General features: G+C 66.1%; 32 protein-coding genes. 31 read left to right on the forward strand and 1 reads right to left on the reverse strand.

What is annotated here, in order from left to right:
• Nucleotides 1–33: 33 nt before the first annotated feature.
• Both ON19_RS33875 and ON19_RS43055 read left to right on the forward strand, forming a co-directional pair.
• The gene (locus ON19_RS33875; protein WP_083899837.1) at nucleotides 34–1,494 is read left to right on the forward strand and encodes a recombinase family protein; all 1,461 of its coding nucleotides are present in this window, start codon (nucleotides 34–36) and stop codon (nucleotides 1,492–1,494) included.
• 388 nt (nucleotides 1,495–1,882) lie between these two features.
• Entirely contained in the window at nucleotides 1,883–2,287 is a 405-nt protein-coding gene (locus tag ON19_RS43055) for a hypothetical protein (protein WP_043702405.1), read from the forward strand.
• On the opposite strand, the gene ON19_RS44900 is transcribed toward ON19_RS43055, so the two are convergent.
• Nucleotides 2,188–2,517: a helix-turn-helix domain-containing protein gene (locus tag ON19_RS44900; RefSeq protein WP_083899838.1), complete on the reverse strand. Its 330-nt coding sequence runs from the start codon at nucleotides 2,515–2,517 to the stop codon at nucleotides 2,188–2,190. The genes ON19_RS43055 and ON19_RS44900 overlap by 100 nt on opposite strands.
• A gap of 177 nt (nucleotides 2,518–2,694) precedes the next feature.
• On the opposite strand from ON19_RS44900, the gene ON19_RS44905 reads away from it, so the two are divergent.
• From ON19_RS44905 to ON19_RS43210, 29 genes are all read left to right on the forward strand, one after another.
• Nucleotides 2,695–2,937, forward strand: a complete 243-nt coding sequence (locus ON19_RS44905; RefSeq protein ID WP_083899839.1) for a helix-turn-helix domain-containing protein — start codon at nucleotides 2,695–2,697, stop codon at nucleotides 2,935–2,937.
• Nucleotides 2,934–3,098, forward strand: coding sequence for a hypothetical protein (locus tag ON19_RS42500; RefSeq protein WP_157229971.1), 165 nt, complete (start codon nucleotides 2,934–2,936; stop codon nucleotides 3,096–3,098). The genes ON19_RS44905 and ON19_RS42500 overlap by 4 nt, the downstream gene beginning before the upstream one ends.
• A 98-nt stretch (nucleotides 3,099–3,196) precedes the next feature.
• On the forward strand, nucleotides 3,197–3,946 hold the full coding sequence (locus ON19_RS33885; protein WP_157229972.1) for a phage antirepressor KilAC domain-containing protein: 750 nt from the start codon (nucleotides 3,197–3,199) through the stop codon (nucleotides 3,944–3,946).
• The gene (locus ON19_RS33890) at nucleotides 3,943–4,143 is read left to right on the forward strand and encodes a hypothetical protein (protein WP_043702410.1); all 201 of its coding nucleotides are present in this window, start codon (nucleotides 3,943–3,945) and stop codon (nucleotides 4,141–4,143) included. The genes ON19_RS33885 and ON19_RS33890 overlap by 4 nt, the downstream gene beginning before the upstream one ends.
• A complete protein-coding gene (locus ON19_RS33895; RefSeq protein WP_043702412.1) occupies nucleotides 4,140–4,427 on the forward strand; it encodes a hypothetical protein in 288 nt (95 codons plus the stop codon). The genes ON19_RS33890 and ON19_RS33895 overlap by 4 nt, the downstream gene beginning before the upstream one ends.
• A gap of 88 nt (nucleotides 4,428–4,515) precedes the next feature.
• Entirely contained in the window at nucleotides 4,516–4,977 is a 462-nt protein-coding gene (locus tag ON19_RS42505; RefSeq protein ID WP_157229973.1) for a hypothetical protein, read from the forward strand.
• A complete protein-coding gene (locus ON19_RS33905) occupies nucleotides 4,974–5,435 on the forward strand; it encodes a hypothetical protein (protein ID WP_043702418.1) in 462 nt (153 codons plus the stop codon). The genes ON19_RS42505 and ON19_RS33905 overlap by 4 nt, the downstream gene beginning before the upstream one ends.
• On the forward strand, nucleotides 5,432–5,869 hold the full coding sequence (locus ON19_RS33910; protein ID WP_043702421.1) for a hypothetical protein: 438 nt from the start codon (nucleotides 5,432–5,434) through the stop codon (nucleotides 5,867–5,869). Before ON19_RS33905 ends, ON19_RS33910 begins: the two co-directional genes overlap by 4 nt.
• 72 nt (nucleotides 5,870–5,941) lie before the next feature.
• Nucleotides 5,942–6,463, forward strand: coding sequence for a hypothetical protein (locus ON19_RS33915; protein ID WP_157229974.1), 522 nt, complete (start codon nucleotides 5,942–5,944; stop codon nucleotides 6,461–6,463).
• Nucleotides 6,460–7,065, forward strand: coding sequence for a hypothetical protein (locus tag ON19_RS39435; protein ID WP_051169584.1), 606 nt, complete (start codon nucleotides 6,460–6,462; stop codon nucleotides 7,063–7,065). The genes ON19_RS33915 and ON19_RS39435 overlap by 4 nt, the downstream gene beginning before the upstream one ends.
• Nucleotides 7,062–7,286, forward strand: a complete 225-nt coding sequence (locus ON19_RS33925; protein ID WP_043702426.1) for a hypothetical protein — start codon at nucleotides 7,062–7,064, stop codon at nucleotides 7,284–7,286. Before ON19_RS39435 ends, ON19_RS33925 begins: the two co-directional genes overlap by 4 nt.
• Nucleotides 7,283–7,447, forward strand: a complete 165-nt coding sequence (locus ON19_RS42510; protein ID WP_157229975.1) for a hypothetical protein — start codon at nucleotides 7,283–7,285, stop codon at nucleotides 7,445–7,447. Before ON19_RS33925 ends, ON19_RS42510 begins: the two co-directional genes overlap by 4 nt.
• Nucleotides 7,444–8,136 (forward strand): hypothetical protein, encoded by a 693-nt coding sequence (locus ON19_RS33930; RefSeq protein ID WP_043702429.1) that lies wholly within the window; start codon nucleotides 7,444–7,446, stop codon nucleotides 8,134–8,136. The genes ON19_RS42510 and ON19_RS33930 overlap by 4 nt, the downstream gene beginning before the upstream one ends.
• Before the next feature lie 8 nt (nucleotides 8,137–8,144).
• Entirely contained in the window at nucleotides 8,145–8,357 is a 213-nt protein-coding gene (locus tag ON19_RS33935) for a toxin-antitoxin system HicB family antitoxin (protein WP_157229976.1), read from the forward strand.
• Nucleotides 8,354–8,617 carry a hypothetical protein gene (locus tag ON19_RS33940; RefSeq protein ID WP_043702433.1) on the forward strand — a complete coding sequence of 88 codons (264 nt, stop codon included), beginning with the start codon at nucleotides 8,354–8,356 and terminating at the stop codon, nucleotides 8,615–8,617. The genes ON19_RS33935 and ON19_RS33940 overlap by 4 nt, the downstream gene beginning before the upstream one ends.
• A complete protein-coding gene (locus ON19_RS33945) occupies nucleotides 8,607–8,828 on the forward strand; it encodes a hypothetical protein (RefSeq protein ID WP_043702434.1) in 222 nt (73 codons plus the stop codon). Before ON19_RS33940 ends, ON19_RS33945 begins: the two co-directional genes overlap by 11 nt.
• Nucleotides 8,815–9,003: a hypothetical protein gene (locus tag ON19_RS33950; RefSeq protein ID WP_043702437.1), complete on the forward strand. Its 189-nt coding sequence runs from the start codon at nucleotides 8,815–8,817 to the stop codon at nucleotides 9,001–9,003. Before ON19_RS33945 ends, ON19_RS33950 begins: the two co-directional genes overlap by 14 nt.
• The gene (locus ON19_RS33955; protein ID WP_043702440.1) at nucleotides 8,996–9,178 is read left to right on the forward strand and encodes a hypothetical protein; all 183 of its coding nucleotides are present in this window, start codon (nucleotides 8,996–8,998) and stop codon (nucleotides 9,176–9,178) included. The genes ON19_RS33950 and ON19_RS33955 overlap by 8 nt, the downstream gene beginning before the upstream one ends.
• The gene (locus ON19_RS33960) at nucleotides 9,175–9,390 is read left to right on the forward strand and encodes a hypothetical protein (protein ID WP_043702442.1); all 216 of its coding nucleotides are present in this window, start codon (nucleotides 9,175–9,177) and stop codon (nucleotides 9,388–9,390) included. The genes ON19_RS33955 and ON19_RS33960 overlap by 4 nt, the downstream gene beginning before the upstream one ends.
• Nucleotides 9,387–9,536 carry a hypothetical protein gene (locus ON19_RS42515; RefSeq protein ID WP_157229978.1) on the forward strand — a complete coding sequence of 50 codons (150 nt, stop codon included), beginning with the start codon at nucleotides 9,387–9,389 and terminating at the stop codon, nucleotides 9,534–9,536. The genes ON19_RS33960 and ON19_RS42515 overlap by 4 nt, the downstream gene beginning before the upstream one ends.
• Nucleotides 9,533–9,895 (forward strand): hypothetical protein, encoded by a 363-nt coding sequence (locus ON19_RS42520; RefSeq protein ID WP_043702444.1) that lies wholly within the window; start codon nucleotides 9,533–9,535, stop codon nucleotides 9,893–9,895. Before ON19_RS42515 ends, ON19_RS42520 begins: the two co-directional genes overlap by 4 nt.
• On the forward strand, nucleotides 9,892–10,428 hold the full coding sequence (locus tag ON19_RS33970) for a WhiB family transcriptional regulator (RefSeq protein WP_043702446.1): 537 nt from the start codon (nucleotides 9,892–9,894) through the stop codon (nucleotides 10,426–10,428). The genes ON19_RS42520 and ON19_RS33970 overlap by 4 nt, the downstream gene beginning before the upstream one ends.
• Nucleotides 10,425–10,658, forward strand: a complete 234-nt coding sequence (locus ON19_RS33975; protein WP_043702449.1) for a hypothetical protein — start codon at nucleotides 10,425–10,427, stop codon at nucleotides 10,656–10,658. The genes ON19_RS33970 and ON19_RS33975 overlap by 4 nt, the downstream gene beginning before the upstream one ends.
• Nucleotides 10,655–11,581 (forward strand): hypothetical protein, encoded by a 927-nt coding sequence (locus ON19_RS33980; RefSeq protein WP_063709527.1) that lies wholly within the window; start codon nucleotides 10,655–10,657, stop codon nucleotides 11,579–11,581. The genes ON19_RS33975 and ON19_RS33980 overlap by 4 nt, the downstream gene beginning before the upstream one ends.
• Complete coding sequence (locus ON19_RS33985; protein WP_043702451.1) at nucleotides 11,578–12,474, forward strand: ATP-binding protein; 897 nt, start codon at nucleotides 11,578–11,580, stop codon at nucleotides 12,472–12,474. Before ON19_RS33980 ends, ON19_RS33985 begins: the two co-directional genes overlap by 4 nt.
• Nucleotides 12,471–12,824 (forward strand): hypothetical protein, encoded by a 354-nt coding sequence (locus ON19_RS33990; protein WP_043702454.1) that lies wholly within the window; start codon nucleotides 12,471–12,473, stop codon nucleotides 12,822–12,824. Before ON19_RS33985 ends, ON19_RS33990 begins: the two co-directional genes overlap by 4 nt.
• Nucleotides 12,824–13,333 carry an HNH endonuclease gene (locus ON19_RS44235; protein ID WP_227955067.1) on the forward strand — a complete coding sequence of 170 codons (510 nt, stop codon included), beginning with the start codon at nucleotides 12,824–12,826 and terminating at the stop codon, nucleotides 13,331–13,333. Before ON19_RS33990 ends, ON19_RS44235 begins: the two co-directional genes overlap by 1 nt.
• Complete coding sequence (locus ON19_RS39440; RefSeq protein ID WP_063709528.1) at nucleotides 13,330–14,349, forward strand: DNA cytosine methyltransferase; 1,020 nt, start codon at nucleotides 13,330–13,332, stop codon at nucleotides 14,347–14,349. Before ON19_RS44235 ends, ON19_RS39440 begins: the two co-directional genes overlap by 4 nt.
• Entirely contained in the window at nucleotides 14,346–14,813 is a 468-nt protein-coding gene (locus ON19_RS43210; RefSeq protein ID WP_063709529.1) for an SLOG family protein, read from the forward strand. The genes ON19_RS39440 and ON19_RS43210 overlap by 4 nt, the downstream gene beginning before the upstream one ends.
• The last annotated feature ends 151 nt before the right edge of the window (nucleotides 14,814–14,964 follow it).

A 14,964-nucleotide genomic window follows, 5' to 3' on the forward strand; every position in this document is an offset into this window, starting at 1 on the left:
AGATATCTGTCAATAGGGGGGTATTCTCGCTGTGTGACAGAACGAGTACGGGAAGCCAGGCGGGCGCGCCTCGAGGTTGCCGCTCAGCTGCGAGCCGTGATCTACGCGCGGGTGTCGAAGCCTGGTGAGAAGTCGGTCAAGGATCAGGAGAAGGTCGGCCGCCGCGACCTAGCCAACCTCGGCGCGGTGGTCGTGGCTGTGTTCAGTGACAAACTGTCCGCCAGTCGGTATCGCCGCGTCCAGGAGCGGCCGGGGTTCATTCAGACGAAGAACTTCATCGGCGCCGGCAAGGCCGAGTTGCTGTGGACCTTCGCCAACAACCGGGCAGCCAGAGACCTCGACGACTACGTTCCGTTGCGTCGGCTGTGTATCGAGACCGGAACCTTGTGGCGGTACGGCAACCGCACCTACGACCTGTCGAAGCCTGCCGATCGCCGTGCCGCGAACGCGGATGCGATGAGGGCCGAGGAGCAGTCCGACGACATCAGCGAGAACGTCAACCGCGGTGTGCAGGAGGCGCTCGAGGACGGCAAGCCGCACGGGAAGCTACCGAAGGGGTATCGGATCATTCGGGATCCAGACACCGGGAAGTCGCTCAACCGGGAGCCAATCCCCGCTCAGGCGGAGATCATTCGGCTGGCGGCGCAGCGGGTTCTGAACCGGGAGTCGTTGCGGTCGGTGAGCGCTGACCTCGCGCCGCGGTGGGAAGCCGTAGGGGGGAAGGGGAGATTCGACCCACGTTCTCTGCGTGATCTGCTGATCAATCCGACCTACGCCGGGATGCGCACCTACAAGGGCAAGGTGTCCGGGCCGGGTACGTGGGAGGGGATAATCACGCCGGAGCAGCACAAGCGGCTGCGTAGCGAACTGATGCACCCTAGCCGGGTCACGGCGCGGGGATCAGCTCCCGCTCATCTGCTCAGCTACATCGCCCGCTGTGGCGTCTGCAATGCGCACATGGAGGCCAAGGTTCCGTCGCCTGGGGGGCCGAAGACGAAACCGTACTACGGCTGCCCGAAGTGGCATGTGAGCCGTGCGATCGTTCGCGTGAACGTGCATGTGGAGGAGCTGTTGATGCAGCTGTTCGAGCGGCCGGACACGCTGGCGTTGTTCGCTGCGAATGCATCCCACGATGAGGTTTCGATCGATGACGAGCTGGCGACGATCGACCAGCTGCGCACCGAGATCACGGAGTACGTGAAAGACGCGGCCCGGACTCGGATGTCGGCGATCGCGGTTTCGACGTATGTGGAGGAGTTGGAGCGGCAGATCGAGGAGGCGCAGGGGCGTATCAACGCGATGAGCGCCGCTGTGGATCCATTGGTGGCCGACAGCATCGCCCCCGATGCCCGGAGGCGGTGGGCGAGACGCGGCCTCATGCAGAAGCGCGAGATCATCCGTCGCTCGGTGGAAGTGAGGATCGTCCGGGTTGGTAGTCGCGGACCGTACAGCGAGATCGGCGTGGAGGTGCGCCCGCTGTTCGCCGCAGCCTGAACTGCGGGGCGTTACTCACGACACGGTAACGATTCGGACTTTTCGGAATATTAGCTACGGCAGCGTAGTCCGTGAACTACGCATGACCGGTGCATGAATCGCCCTTGACTCAACAGTGCCATATCGTGGGCATTCATGGTCTGGGGTGTAGCCATTACCGTGCGTACCACGAGTCGAACCCTATGGCTTGCTGCATATTTGCCCATGATCATCCCCGTTACCGGCCGGAAATACATGCACGAATCCCTCTGAATCCTCTAGGCTGCCCGACCTGCGCTCATTATGATCTGATGCACGGTTGATAAGTAAACGATCAGGGCAGGGTCTGGTAGCTGAGGGGTGACGATGTGAACACGGATGAGGCAGGCTCGTTAGCAGGGGCAGCCCTATGACCAGCATGGAACCCGAGTTAGGTTCGACGCCAGACGATCTCGCCAGGCTGGTCGGCATCGAAATCTCCCCACCGTGCGGAACGGTTGCCGTGCGGGGCGATTGGTTCATCATCGGTACGGTGATCGTGCACGTGCACGGGAGTCCCGTGGAGGCCGTCCCGCGTGAGGGCATCCGCGACGACGAGAAGCAGTTCCTTTTGGTGATGGCGGAGCGAGTCTGCTTCGCCGGGCGGGCCGCTCTAGCTGGCTGGAAGTACGACTCGAGGGTCGGGTGGGCGACCGACGTGAGAGTGCACCGCGACTATGAAGACCGCCTGCGCCGCCGAAGTTCTTCCATGTGCTCCTCGGAGGGCGGCACGGTATTGGCGATGGCAGGGTCCATCGACCCGTCCGGCAAGTAGACCGGATCGCGCTTCTTCTGCGCCTCGGCGGTGCGCCGAGCTGACGCCATGAATTCCTCTGGGGTCATTCCGAACGCTTGAGCGAGCCTATCGAGCTGCTCCATGTCAATCGCAACGAGTCCTCGCTCCATCCTGCTCAGAGTCGGCCGAGGGATGCCGGCCAGCTCGGCGAGTACCTTCTGGTCGAGCTTCTTCGCCGCGCGCTGTACGCGCACTTCGGTAGCGACCATCAGAGTCAGTTCTCCGACGCCGCGAGGGTTCGTAGCCACCCGTTGAGAGTAGGACAGGGTGTGCCAAATGGAAAAGAGGTCACTTCCAGAGGCGGTAAGGGTGTCCTAGCAGCAACAAGTCGCAAGATTGCGCGCTGCACCCTTGCGAATGTGCCAAATGAGCGTATCGTGATTCATATGGCACATCAGCCCGGCTGGTCTCAACGAGTAGCGACTGGCCTACGAAGCGCAATCACAGCGTCCGGCCTATCGGTCCGCTCTCTCTCTGAGATCACCGGCATTCCTCTCTCGACGCTCAACAGGCGCGTGCGGGGCTTCGCCCCCTGGGACACAGCGCAAATCGAGGCTGTCGCTGAAGCCATTCAGTGCGACCCAAAGGATCTCATACCTTCCGACGACGCGGAAGCGGAGGCGTCGTGAGCAAACCACGTCCCGCCGTCGACCCCGCTATGCAGGCGTGGATCGACGAACAGATGAAGCACTTCCCCCAGGGCTCGATGGCTCCGGCCGTACAGATGCTGCTCGCGTTCGAGCGCTCGGACTGCGACAGAGCCGCCGCACAGAAGGGAGCGGCGGCATGAGCACCCTTGTCCCCGCTCGCGATGCCTCTCCGTTCGACGCGATCAAGCGCACCCGTCCGGACGGCTCGGAGTACTGGTCGGCTCGCGACCTCTGCAAGGTGGTCGAGTACGAGACGTGGCGGAACTTCGCCGCCGCGATCGACCGCGCCAAGATCGCCGCGCAGAACTCCGGAGCGAACCCTGATTCGGAGTTTGTGCAGGTCGGTCAGCTTGTCGACGTCGGCAACCTGGGCAAGCAGGAGCGCGAGGACTACGAACTGTCCCGCTTCGGTGCCTACCTGACGGTGATGAATGGCGACCCCCGCAAGCCCGCAATCGCCGCGGCGCAGGCGTATTTCGCGATCCGCACTCGTGAGGCGGAAGTGACCGAGCTGGAGCCTCGTCGGCAGGCCGAGCTTGTCACGAAGGCGGATCTGGCCCGCATGGTGCTGGAGATCGAGGAGGAGAAGGCGGTCATGGCCGCTGCTCTGGAGTCGGCCGCCCCGGCTGTCGCCTACCACGATCGGTATGTCGCGAACGACGATGCGGCGACGGTGAAGGTGTGGGGAGCGCAGCATGGTCTGACGCAGCCGCAGGCGTTCGCGCTGCTGGTGGACAGGAAGCTGATCTACCGGGTGTTGATCGGTGAGCGCTGGTCGGAGACCGAACAGCGGAAGATCGCCGAGCACGAGTACCGCGCGTACGCCAAGTATCTTGACTGGTTCGACCTGCGTCCCCAGCATGAAGCGCCGCGGCATCACAACGGGCAGGTGCGCCAGACGCTGTATGTCCGCCAGCAGTTCGCGTTGCAGGTCGCCGAGAAGTGCGGACTCTCCGGGCAGCTGCGCCTCGATGGCGGTGCGGCATGAGCGATCAGTTGATCACCGCTACCTGCATGGTCTGCGACACCGGCATTCACTGGTTCGAGTGCCCAACGGGCGGCTGGTGGGCGCACGACGTGCATCCCGCCGACCACCATGACGCCGCGACGCTGGTCGAGGTCGAAGAGGACATGACCAACGACGGCCTGTGGATCACCGTCGGCATCAAGGGCGGTGCGGCATGAACCCGTGGGGCGAGTCGGTTTCCGAGGCGATCGATCCCGAGCGTGAACGCCGAGTCGATGCCATCGTCTGGCGGCGGCTAGGCAAGCGGTTCCGTGAGTGCACGCCGCAGGAGATCCAGCAGCTGATCGCCGTGATCAATGCGGAGGCTGCCGAGGATCATCGCCGCGCGCTCGCGGCCGAACGGACACTCGCCGCCGATCGGGCGATGATCGACCAGTACAACGCCTCCGTTACCGATGGCGTGAACCAGGCGGAGCAGTGGGCGAACGGCGGTGCGTCGTGATCCTCCTCCTGACTCCTGTCGCCGTCGGCTTGATCCTCTCCTTCCCTGTGCATCTTCTCGTCGCTCACGCGATCAAGAGGGGGCGGAGATGAGCCACGTCAACGTGACGAGCTGGTCGGTACGGAAGAGGCACCTCGCCGAGCCGAATGCCGGGTACACGCTGTGCCACACCGTGGCCGTCCGGCCAGGGGATAACTGCGTGGGCCAGCCGCTGAAGCAGTACCACATCAACGCCCTGCCTCTGTGCAAGAAGTGCGAGAAGTCAAGCTCCCTCGGCGCGGTCCCCCCTGCCGCCGAGGGTGGGCGTCCCGGCGGTGATGGCAGCGGACCCCTCGCCGCGCCCCGCCGGGACATGCCCGACGAGCAGACCGCCGCACTGCGGCGCTGGTACGACGCGCTGTTCCTGATCGCGAGTAACCCCTGCTCGAACGGTGATCCGGCAGTGGCCTGCCCGGACGAGTTCGGCGCCGACCGGAAGCGGTGGTGCAGCTACTGCATCGCTGCCGATGCCCTGAATCCCCGCGTGCCCGACGAGGGGGTGCAGCGATGAGCGACCGCGAACACATCGCCGAAACGCTGGCCCGCGCGGCATACACGAAGGGCCGCACCACCGGCCCCGAGTGGGAAACGCTGGACAACGCTTGGCTTCGCGACCACTACCGGGCGATGGGCGAGTACTACGCCGACGCCCTCGCCGAGGCCGGTCACCTTCCGGAGTCCATCGGGTTCCTGTTGCTGGCGAAGCAGGGGAAGAACCTGCGCATCGTCCGGGATCTCACCGGCGCCGCAGGGGCCGAACAGCTTCAAGCGGAGTGCCAGGAGCACGCCGCCGCGAACCCAGAGTGGTACGGGAAGTTCGAGTACCTGACCGCTTCTGTCTCCCTCTGCGCGGCAGCCCCCTCTGCCGCTGCCGAGGGCGGGACGCACCCGGAGGGCTCCGGCGAGCTGCAGAGAACCGCTGTCGAGACCGAGGGTGCGTCCCAATCCGGCGGGGGTGAGCAGCAGTGAGCGACAACGTGAGCCACTTCCCCGGCTCGGATCTCGCTATCCGCACACTCCACGCGGAGATCGAACGCCTGGCGTCCATCGCGTCGCAGGCGTACATCTCCCGTACCCCGCTGCGTATCGAGCACACCACCGACAGTCACCGCTCGGAGATGCAGTGGTGGCACGACGACAACGGCCTGAAGATCTTCACCTGCGACGGCGGGGTCTACGTCTCCTCGACGCTCCAGTTCCAGTACTGGCCGGACTGGTACGCGCTGTCGAACCAGCAGGTTCGGACGATCGCGAACGCACTGTGGTCGGCCGCAGCTTACGTCGAGCCTTCTTCCCCTGATTCCTCACCACAGCCTCACCCGCTGCGTAGTGAGGCTGCACGCCCCGAACCGTCACGTGATGGCGATCTCGGCGGTCCGGGGCGTGCCACCAACTTCCCCTGACAAGGGAAATGGCCGCCGGAGCCCCACTCCGACGACCACCAGAAAACAACACGCGAGAAAGAAGTCTACCCCATGAAGGTCATCCATTCCCCTGCCTGCCAACGGAAGCTGGCGGACTGGTTCCGAGAGCCCTACGACTCCATGCCACGCCGACTGGCCTCTTTCGCCTACGACCACACCGATCTCGAGATCCGCGACCTGCTGTTGACGATCTTCGATGAGGACCCGGCCGACTCCGATGCGGCTGTGGCCGCGCGGGAGCTGTGGCCGCTGCTGCTGCTCCGCGAGCCCCTGCACTCCCCGGAGGAGTTGCGGGACGAACTGGACTCGCTGGCCGGTGAGTACGTGGCGCTGAAGCAGCGGACCGAAGCGTTGGCGGCGCGGTTCCGGGCGCTGGAGCCGTGGTCGGAGATGTGGAACCGCTACCCGCACGACGACCCCGAGTTCGGTGGACTGAACATCGACTGGACCGCGCGGGGGTTGGGGGCCGCTGCGTCGATGCTGGGCGGTTTCGTGGCCGAGAGCATCGAGGACGCGCGCGGGTACGCGGCGAAGATCCGGGTGTACGACGAGTCCGAGGCGGCGGTCCAGTGATCGACGACTACGCGGATTCCTACCGCAACTTCCTCACCTACGCCGCAAAGCTCGAGATGACGATCCTGCACGACGAGGGCCTGTACCGACACCTCCAGTTCGGTACGCGCGGTGCCTGCGGCTGGTTCGAGCTCGTCACCTGGCCGGGCAACCTCGCGATCAATGGCGATATCGGGAACTACGTCTTCGCCCGCCTCGACGACATGTTCGAGTTCTTCTCCGGCAGTAGCGAAGGCTCGATCAACCCGGGCTACTGGGACGAGAAGATCCGCGCGGGCCGGAAGACCATGGTGTTCTCGGATGAGGAGTTCCGTCGCCAGGTTGTCGAGTACTTCTGGGAGCGCCGCGACGACTACGACGGCGAACGGCGGGAGTTGTTCAAGGCGATCCGTGAAGACGTCCTGGAATGCTCCTACTGCATCGAGGACGCTCACGCGAATTTGGAGCGCTTCGAGTACGTGCCGGTGAGTGGCCGGAAGACCTTCCAGTTCCGCGATACGTGGGAGTGGAACCTCCGGGACTGGGACATCCACTACCTGCGCGCCTGCCACGCCATCGTCTGGGGCATCAGCAGGTACCGCGCATTGGCGGTGACCCGATGATCTCCGGCCGCGCAACTCTCGCCTGCATCTCCTACGCGATGTCCCTCGTCGGCCACCCGGGCTTCGACATCGCCCGCGACCTGATGCTGCTGTCGCAGCGGGAGTGGCGGGGGTTCCTCGCCGAGACGGCCGCTACCTATCCGCTGGGTTCTGCGGAGCACGAGGTGGCGGTGGAGTTCCAGCGGCTCATCCGCACCAACGGGGCGGTGATCGCGGCATGAGACTCCCGCATCTTCCTCACCCGCATCTGCCGCAGCTGTGGCATCGCGGCTTGTCCGCTGACGACCTCACCACCTCCGCTGCCGTGGCCCGGTGGGCGGAGTGGACACCGACACACACCTGGATGGCCGAGCACGGCCGGAACGAGGGGGAGACCCGATGACCGAGGAACTGATCGCAGACGCCCAGCGCCTGGCTGAAGACGTCTCGCAGCGCGCCGACTACGGGGGCGTCTTCCAAGCCATCCAGGCCGGGATCGAGCACATCCTCGACTCCCGCGACGAGTGGCGGAGGCTCACCCGTGCGGAGCTGATCGACAACCTGATGGCCGTCCACCACGCCGGACTCACACCGCAGATCTCGGTGGCTGTGGTCGGGCTGGCATCCGACGTGGGGCGTGACCTTCTGCACGAGCGGGGTCGTCTCGCCGCCCGGGTCGCCGAGCTGGAGCGGCAGGTCGAGCAGGCCCGCGAGGGCGGCAAGTTCCTGGGCGAGGCCATCGCAGAGCTGAACGACATCGCCCTCGACGCCACCGGAATGCACGACGCCATCGATGAGAACCGCAACGGCGATTGGCAGGCGGTGTGGGAGAACGTCTCCGACCTGGGCGAGCGGCTTCGGGCGGCTCAGCGGCGGATCGCGGACCTCCAAGCCATGAACTCCGGCGCCGAGCACCGCATCGACGAGTTGGAGTCGGACCTTGTCCGCATCGCCAAGTTAGAGGCCGAGCGGGATTCCGCGCGTGCCCAGTTCGGTCTCCTGTTCGACTTCCTCGCTGAGCGCGGCGCGTCCTTCGACACCGAACGAGGGAAAGTCGTCGCGGTCCGGATGCCCTCGAAGGGGGAGAAGTAGTGGCGTCCATGACTTTCACGGTCCGGATTCCGGAGCAGGAGCACGCAATGCTCACCAGCCTCGCCGCGCTGCAAAAGGTGAGCGTCGCCCAGTTGGCGCGGCAACTCATCGCCGACGGTATGCGGCGGCTGCTGGACCCGGAGGAGATCGAACGGCGCATCGCCGAGGAGAAGGCCGTCCTGTTGGAGGCGGCCAAGCGCATGAGGGAGGGGGAGAAGTGACCGTGTCTGACTCCCTGGATCGGCGCCGCGCTATCGCCGCCCACCTCAACAAGATCCCCACCTCCTGCCCGGCCGATGTGCACGAGTGGACGGAGACCGGGGAGGTCGCGTTCGAGGACGACTACGGCCGGATCACGTTCAGTCCGCAGCCGGACACCTCCAGCGGCGTCTACTGCGCGCTGGCGGCGGCGGTGCACAAGCACGGCTGCTGCTACTGCGGGAAGTTCCGCACCGGGCTGGAGGTGTCCGATGGCCGCTGAGCATCTGCCCTGCGCTTCGACGCAGTACGGATTCGCCTGGGGTCCGGCGGAAGTAACTCGGCTGACAGAGATCGACGGCCGCGTGGTCGTCGGCATCCGCACCGCCACCGGCCAGGAGATCACGGTCTACGTGTCCGCGACCGGCCGTTCCGTTCGGGTGTTCAAGAAGGGCCACGGCGAATTGAAGGCGGTGTCCGATGGCCGCGCGTGAGCCCTGGTTCCGCCCGTACGAGGCCGCCGCCGAGCGCGCCGACCGGCGACATGCCGAGGAGCTGCCGGTGCACGAACTGGCCCTGGCCTCCGCTGCCGAGCACTGGTTCGAGGCCATGACTCCGTTCTCCCTGCTCGACACCGTCGCCGAGGCGATGGGAGACGACGATGCGTGACTACTGGTACGGGCGCATCGAAGCCGTCCAGCGGCGCACCGGGTTCCGGATGCACGTGTGCCTGTACGCCTACTGCACCTGCCTGGACTGCCACACCGACCCGGAGCTGCGTCGCCGGACCGCGATCGACCGCAGTGAACCGCAGGCGCCGAAGGTGATCGGGGGTGCGCTGTGACCTTGCTGAACGAACTGCTCGCCCGCGCCTGGGAGCTGGTCACCATCGGAGTCCTGCTCGGTGTCGGCATCTGCGCAGTCGCCGGCCTCCCGAGCGAATTCTCCGGAGCCCCGGCCGAACCCGAGGACGAGCCCGAGGAGTTCGACGACACCGCTGCATGGGACCGCGGACACGACCAGTGGGTCGACGAGCAAACGGGGGTGTCGTGGTGAGCGTGAAGTTCAAGAACGGCCGCGTCGCGACGGAGGAAGAACTCGACGCCATCGCCAGGGCTTTCGGGTTCATGTCGTGGCAGGAGATGGAGCGCACGTGTCGCTATCGCGATGCCCGGCGCGCACGTGATGGGAGGAAGTCGTGACCGACACCAATCAGCTGATCGTCAACTTCCGCGGCGGCGTGGGGGAGCTGAAGCCCGACAACCCGGAGGAGCAGGCGAAAGCGCGGCTCACCGCGGCGCACTACGCCGAGAACGCCGAGGAGCTGGGGACGTTCCTGGACATGCTCGGTCTGCGTGAGTATCCGGTGAAGAAGCAGAAGCGCCCGAAGCATGTGCCCGGCAATCTGATCCGCAACCCCGGCAACTGCCGGAAATGCGGGGTGAGCATGGTGCCGAAGACCTCCGCCAAGCCTGGAGATGTCCATTACGGGTCTCGTGGGCTTTGCGCGCGCTGCTATGCGGCCTTCCGTCGTGCCGCGAAGAAGAAGGCAGCGAAGTGAGCGGCGAATTGCGGCGCAAAGCCGCCTGCCGGGACATGGGCACCGAGCAGTTCTTCCCGGCCACCGACAGTCAAGCCGCTGAGGCGATCAGGGTGTGCGTGCGCTGCCCGGTCCGGGAGATGTGCGGCAGAGAAGCCGACGACATGGGGGACCGGTACGGCATTCGTGCCGGGTTCCGGATGTGGCTGGAAAGCGACCGCGACAAGCTGCGGGAGTACCTAGGACGGCCGCCTCGGCTCAAGCGGGGCCGGGCGTGCCGCAGTTGTGGGGTTGCGTTCGAGACGCGTTCCCGGCGTCTGCTCTGCCCCTCGTGCTGCGGGCTCGTCCCTGCCGAGGGGCCGCGCGAGAAGGTGCGTGCGATGCAGCGGGCTGGTCTGACGAACCCGGAGATCGCCGAGCTCACGGGGGTGAAGCACGGGTCACTGAACGGCCTGCTCTACGGCAAGGTCGACGGCAAGGCGGTCGCGCACATCGCCAAGGACGCGGCCGAACGGATCATGGCCGCGCCGATCCCGCAGCGAGTGGCGCCATGACCTACATCCACGACTTCGCGGAGTGGCGTTACGCGCTGCCGGACAACGGATTCTCGGAAGCCGTGTTCGAACTCGACCCGGGTGGACGGATCCGCCTGATCGGCAACGAGATCGACCACCAGACCAGAGACCGCTACGGCGTGTTCGGCGCCGACTACTCCGCCGACGACATCGACATCTTGGCCGACCGCCTCAAGGCGATGGCGGCCCGATCGAGGGGAACCCTTTGACCGACTACAAGATCAAGCGCAACTACCTGGATCAGCCGTGGGTGATGCCGCCGGGCAGGGGCCCACTGACCGGGGAATGGCGGGATGGCAAGGACCGCCGGGGGAAGCCGAAGCGCTGGTGGCACTCTCCCGATGCGGTGCCCTATGCCCGCATGTCGGCGATCGCGAAAAGCCTGGACACCAAAGAGGGGCTTGTCGATTGGGCTGCGGCGCAGGCAGCTGTCGGGGTGATGCTCGATCCGGCGGCGCGCTCGGAGATCGTCACGCTGATCAACGAGTACGACGGTGACCCCTGGAACGCCGACGAAGGCGGGGTCGCGCACTCCGGGAAGGACCGACTCAAGGCTGCTGTCGAGCAGGCTCGCACCACGGCCGGGCAGCATGTCGCCGCGTCCGCTGGGTCGGAGTTCCACAAGCTCGGCGAGCTGGTGAACCGCGGGCAGGAACCGCGGCTGGTCCAAGACCACCTGAAGCCGCTGCTGGCCGAGTACAAGGCCGCGGTGGCGCCGATCCGGTTCCTGCGGCAGGAACTGTTCGTCGTCAACGACGAGCTGCGCCGCGCGGGATCGCTGGACTACCTGTTGCAGCTGCCGGACGGCCGTGTGCTGGTGTCGGATTTGAAGACCGGCAAGTGGGATGTGCGCTACCCGATGTCGGTGACGACGCAGATCGCCGGCCTGGCCACCGCCGTGGTCTACGACCAGGAGACGGGGGAGCGGCGGCCGATCCATCCCGACCTGGACACGACCACCGGGCTGTTGGTGCATTTCCCGATCATGCTGCCTGATCCGCGGGTCCGGTTCTACGAACTGGACCTGGAGCTGGGCGTGCGGGCCGCCCGGATCGCCCGTGACATCGAGGACTTGAGGAACGCGTTCAAGCGCAAGGGCGCCGAGCCGCGCCCTTTGGAGGTGCTGGTATGAGCCTGGAATTCGAGGAAGCAACGAAGGAAGCGCAGAAGGCCCGTATCGCTCTCACCGGTCCGGCGGGCAGCGGAAAGACCTTCACCGCCCTAATGCTGGCTCATGGCCTGGGCGAGAACATCGCCGTGATCGACACCGAGCGCGGCAAGGCGTCGCTGTACGTCGGCCGCAACGGGTGGCGGTTCAAGACCATCAAGCCCACCTCCTACTCCCCGCTGTCTCTGGTCGAGCACCTCGGCAAAGCGGAAGGCGCCGGGTTCGACGTCGTCATCATCGACTCCCTCTCGCACTACTGGGAGGGCATCGACGGCATGTTGGAGCAGGTCGACAAGCGCAGCGGGGTCAACAAGTTCACTTCCGGCTGGAAGGTGGTGCGCCCGGAGGAGCGGCGCATGATCGACGCCATCCTCGCCTACCCGGGGCACGTGATCATCACCCTCCGTTCCAAGCAGGAGTACGTGCTGGAAACCAACGACCGCGGCAAGCAGGAGCCGAAGCGTGTCGGGTTGAAACCAGTGCAGCGCGACGGCATCGAGTACGAGTTCGACCTGATCGGCGACATGGATCTGACGAACACGCTCACGGTGTCCAAGTCGCGCATCGAAGGCGTGGAAACGGGCACCGCCTTCGAGAAGCCGAACATGGAACTGGCGGCCACAGTCGCCACATTCCTGGCCGATGGCAAGCAGATCCCGTCGGTGTCGGAGTACCGCAGCCGGGCACTGGAACTCGATTCGGTCGACGATCTGAGGAAGTTGTTCGAGGAAGTCTCGGGCCATCAGCTCGACGGCGCCCCGATGCTGGACGACGGCGGGTTCCCCACGGTGCTGGGTGACTTCATCCGCAAGCGTGCCTCGCAGGTGAAGATGCGCAACCCGGAGGGCGTGGCGTGATCGAACACAACCCGGTTGCCATCGAGAACGCGATCCGCGACTGCGCCAATCGTATTGCGGCGGGCGTGGCCACCTGCGACAAGGCATACACGGCATTCCTCGAAGCTGATCGAGCCTACGACAGGGCGTTCGCCCACGCGTACCTGAACGCCATCGGTGCCGCGCACGAGCGCAAGTACCGCGCCGAGATCAAGACGCAGGCGGAGCGGGAGCGGCGAGACGTGGCCGACGCTGCGTACCGCTTCGCTGACCGCACAGCGCGGGCACTGGAGGCTGAGCTGCGCGCCTGGCAGTCGGTGAACAAGTCGGTGGTCAGCATGTTCGGTGCCGCCGGTCGGGGGGAGTACTGATGACCGTCCACCCCAATCCCCGCAACCTGGTCCGCCAGATGCTGCCGAAGCGCCAACCCCGCACCAAGCGGCCCGCCAAGGCATTGGTCGATTCGGTGATCGCGGAGATCCGCCGCGCGGAGACCACGGTCGCCCAGGGCGCCCGTGTACTCGGCTGCGACCCGGACTCGCTGGGCCGCCGCGTGTGGAAAGAAACGAAGCGCGACGTGTTCGCCCGAGACCTCGGATGCGCGCTGTGTGGCGCGGTAAACCGGCTCGACGCGCAGCATCGCCGCGCCCGCAAGTCCGGTGGCACGTCGGACCCGGCGATCTCGTTCGGGATGGACAACCTGATCACGCTCTGCCGTGAGTGTCACGACCATGCCGAGCAGAACCCGGACTGGGCGCGTGGGCTCGGGCTGCGTCTCGACAACGGTGAAGTCCCCGCTGAGACGAAGGTCTTCCGCCGCGGCCGGTGGGTGCTGCTGTCCGATGACGGCCGTGTCGAGCCGATCGGGGGTGAGCAGTGATCGACTGGACCGATTTGTTCGGCGGTGGCGGTGGGTCGAGCGAAGGAATCCGCCGCGCCGGCCAACGCGTGGGTATCTGCGCCAACCACTGGCCCATCGCGGTGGCGACCCATCAGAAGAACCACCCGGACACCGAGCATGTCACCGCGAACCTGTCCGAGACCGACTTCCGTACCTTCCCCCGTACCACAGCGTTGTGGGCGTCTCCGTCGTGTGTGTGGCATGCCCGCTCCGGTGGGCGCAAGCAACCTCCAGCGGAGGTGGAGCGGTTGCGGCAGGACGCGGGTGCGATCGACCGGGCTACAGCGTTTGCGGTGATCGCCGCGGCGGAGGTCCACCGGTACGAGGCGATCGTGGTGGAGAACGTCGAGGAGTTCACTCGCTGGAGCCTGTTCCGTTGGTGGCTGGACGGTCTCGCCGCTCTCGGGTACCGGCACCAGTCCGCGGTGTTGGATGCCGCGGCGGTCCCGGGCGCCGTGGCCCAGGTGCGGCGCCGCTGGTTCGGGGTGTTCACCCGCAACGGTGAAGTCGACCTGTCTCTGCCTCCGGTGCAGACCCCGGCTGCCGTGTCGATCCTTGATCCTGATCCCGGCCGGCCGGTCACGCGAAAGCTGTACGTGTCCCCGCAGATCGAGCGGATCACCGAACGTGATGTGCCGCATCTGGTGACCTACCGGCGCAACGCGAACCCGCGGCGGGCCGACCGGTTCCCGTTGGCGACCGTGACCGCGGGCGGTAACCACCATGCCGTCGCCACCGTCACCACCGACGGCGTGTTCCACCGGATGCTCACCAACCGTGAACGCGCACGGGCTCAGGGGTTCCCCGACTCCTACCAGTGGGTGGGGAATCAGACGCAGGTTCGACAGATGATCGGCAACGCCGTGGCTGTCCCGGTCGCTGAGTTCCTGGCCCGCCGGATCGCCGCCCATCTCGATGGAGCCGCGCCTGCCCGATCCGACGATCAGTACGCGCTGTTCGGTTCCGTCTCCCCGATCGAAGGAGGGGCGGCGTGACCGACACCTTCCGTCTCCTGACCACCAGCTCCCGCAGCTGGCCCGACCCCCACGCCTTATGGGGTGCGATCGGGTCGGCGATCGCAACCCGTCTGCCCAACGGAGGCGTGATCACGGTCGTGCACGGCGGCTGCCGTACCGGCGGCGACCATCACACGCACTTGTGGTGCCAGCATCCGATCTGCGACCCCGACTACCGCGTGGTGGAGGAGGTGCACCCCGCGGACTGGGAGCGGTACGGCAAAGCCGCGGGCCCGATCCGCAACCAGGAGATGGTCGACCGCGGCGCCGACCTCGTCCTGGCGGCCCCGCTGCCGGGTGCACGGTCTCTGTCTCGGGGCACGTGGGATTGCGTGGACCGGGCGAGGAACGCAGGTTTGCGGGTGGAGGTCGTGGCACCGACGGATGCGCCTCGGGTGGCCTGGGATGAGCCGGGACTGTTCGAGATCGGGGAGGTGCGGTGATGACTTCCGTTGCAATGACCGCACATTCGTTCGAAACAACACGCCGTGGCGGCTCGAGTGCAGACCGTTTGCCCGGTAAAATGAAGACGGCCCCGGGTGGGACCGAAAGGTGTTGGAAGCACCGATCGGAACCGCGAGCCCAGGGCCTACC

The sequence above is a fragment of the Nocardia abscessus NBRC 100374 genome (genome assembly GCF_000308455.1).
In the GTDB taxonomy this organism is placed as follows: domain Bacteria; phylum Actinomycetota; class Actinomycetes; order Mycobacteriales; family Mycobacteriaceae; genus Nocardia; species Nocardia abscessus.

Excerpts from the sequence above, each read along its gene's own strand:
- ON19_RS43055 (WP_043702405.1), top strand. The coding sequence starts at position 1,883 with ATGACCAGCATGGAACCCGAGTTAGGTTCGACGCCAGACGATCTCGCC.
- ON19_RS44900 (WP_083899838.1), bottom strand. The coding sequence starts at position 2,517 with ATGGTCGCTACCGAAGTGCGCGTACAGCGCGCGGCGAAGAAGCTCGAC.
- ON19_RS44905 (WP_083899839.1), top strand. The coding sequence starts at position 2,695 with ATGGCACATCAGCCCGGCTGGTCTCAACGAGTAGCGACTGGCCTACGA.
- ON19_RS33890 (WP_043702410.1), top strand. The coding sequence starts at position 3,943 with ATGAGCGATCAGTTGATCACCGCTACCTGCATGGTCTGCGACACCGGC.
- ON19_RS33895 (WP_043702412.1), top strand. The coding sequence starts at position 4,140 with ATGAACCCGTGGGGCGAGTCGGTTTCCGAGGCGATCGATCCCGAGCGT.
- ON19_RS42505 (WP_157229973.1), top strand. The coding sequence starts at position 4,516 with ATGAGCCACGTCAACGTGACGAGCTGGTCGGTACGGAAGAGGCACCTC.
- ON19_RS33905 (WP_043702418.1), top strand. The coding sequence starts at position 4,974 with ATGAGCGACCGCGAACACATCGCCGAAACGCTGGCCCGCGCGGCATAC.
- ON19_RS33915 (WP_157229974.1), top strand. The coding sequence starts at position 5,942 with ATGAAGGTCATCCATTCCCCTGCCTGCCAACGGAAGCTGGCGGACTGG.
- ON19_RS33925 (WP_043702426.1), top strand. The coding sequence starts at position 7,062 with ATGATCTCCGGCCGCGCAACTCTCGCCTGCATCTCCTACGCGATGTCC.
- ON19_RS42510 (WP_157229975.1), top strand. The coding sequence starts at position 7,283 with ATGAGACTCCCGCATCTTCCTCACCCGCATCTGCCGCAGCTGTGGCAT.
- ON19_RS33930 (WP_043702429.1), top strand. The coding sequence starts at position 7,444 with ATGACCGAGGAACTGATCGCAGACGCCCAGCGCCTGGCTGAAGACGTC.
- ON19_RS33935 (WP_157229976.1), top strand. The coding sequence starts at position 8,145 with ATGACTTTCACGGTCCGGATTCCGGAGCAGGAGCACGCAATGCTCACC.
- ON19_RS33945 (WP_043702434.1), top strand. The coding sequence starts at position 8,607 with ATGGCCGCTGAGCATCTGCCCTGCGCTTCGACGCAGTACGGATTCGCC.
- ON19_RS33950 (WP_043702437.1), top strand. The coding sequence starts at position 8,815 with ATGGCCGCGCGTGAGCCCTGGTTCCGCCCGTACGAGGCCGCCGCCGAG.
- ON19_RS33955 (WP_043702440.1), top strand. The coding sequence starts at position 8,996 with ATGCGTGACTACTGGTACGGGCGCATCGAAGCCGTCCAGCGGCGCACC.
- ON19_RS33975 (WP_043702449.1), top strand. The coding sequence starts at position 10,425 with ATGACCTACATCCACGACTTCGCGGAGTGGCGTTACGCGCTGCCGGAC.
- ON19_RS33985 (WP_043702451.1), top strand. The coding sequence starts at position 11,578 with ATGAGCCTGGAATTCGAGGAAGCAACGAAGGAAGCGCAGAAGGCCCGT.
- ON19_RS44235 (WP_227955067.1), top strand. The coding sequence starts at position 12,824 with ATGACCGTCCACCCCAATCCCCGCAACCTGGTCCGCCAGATGCTGCCG.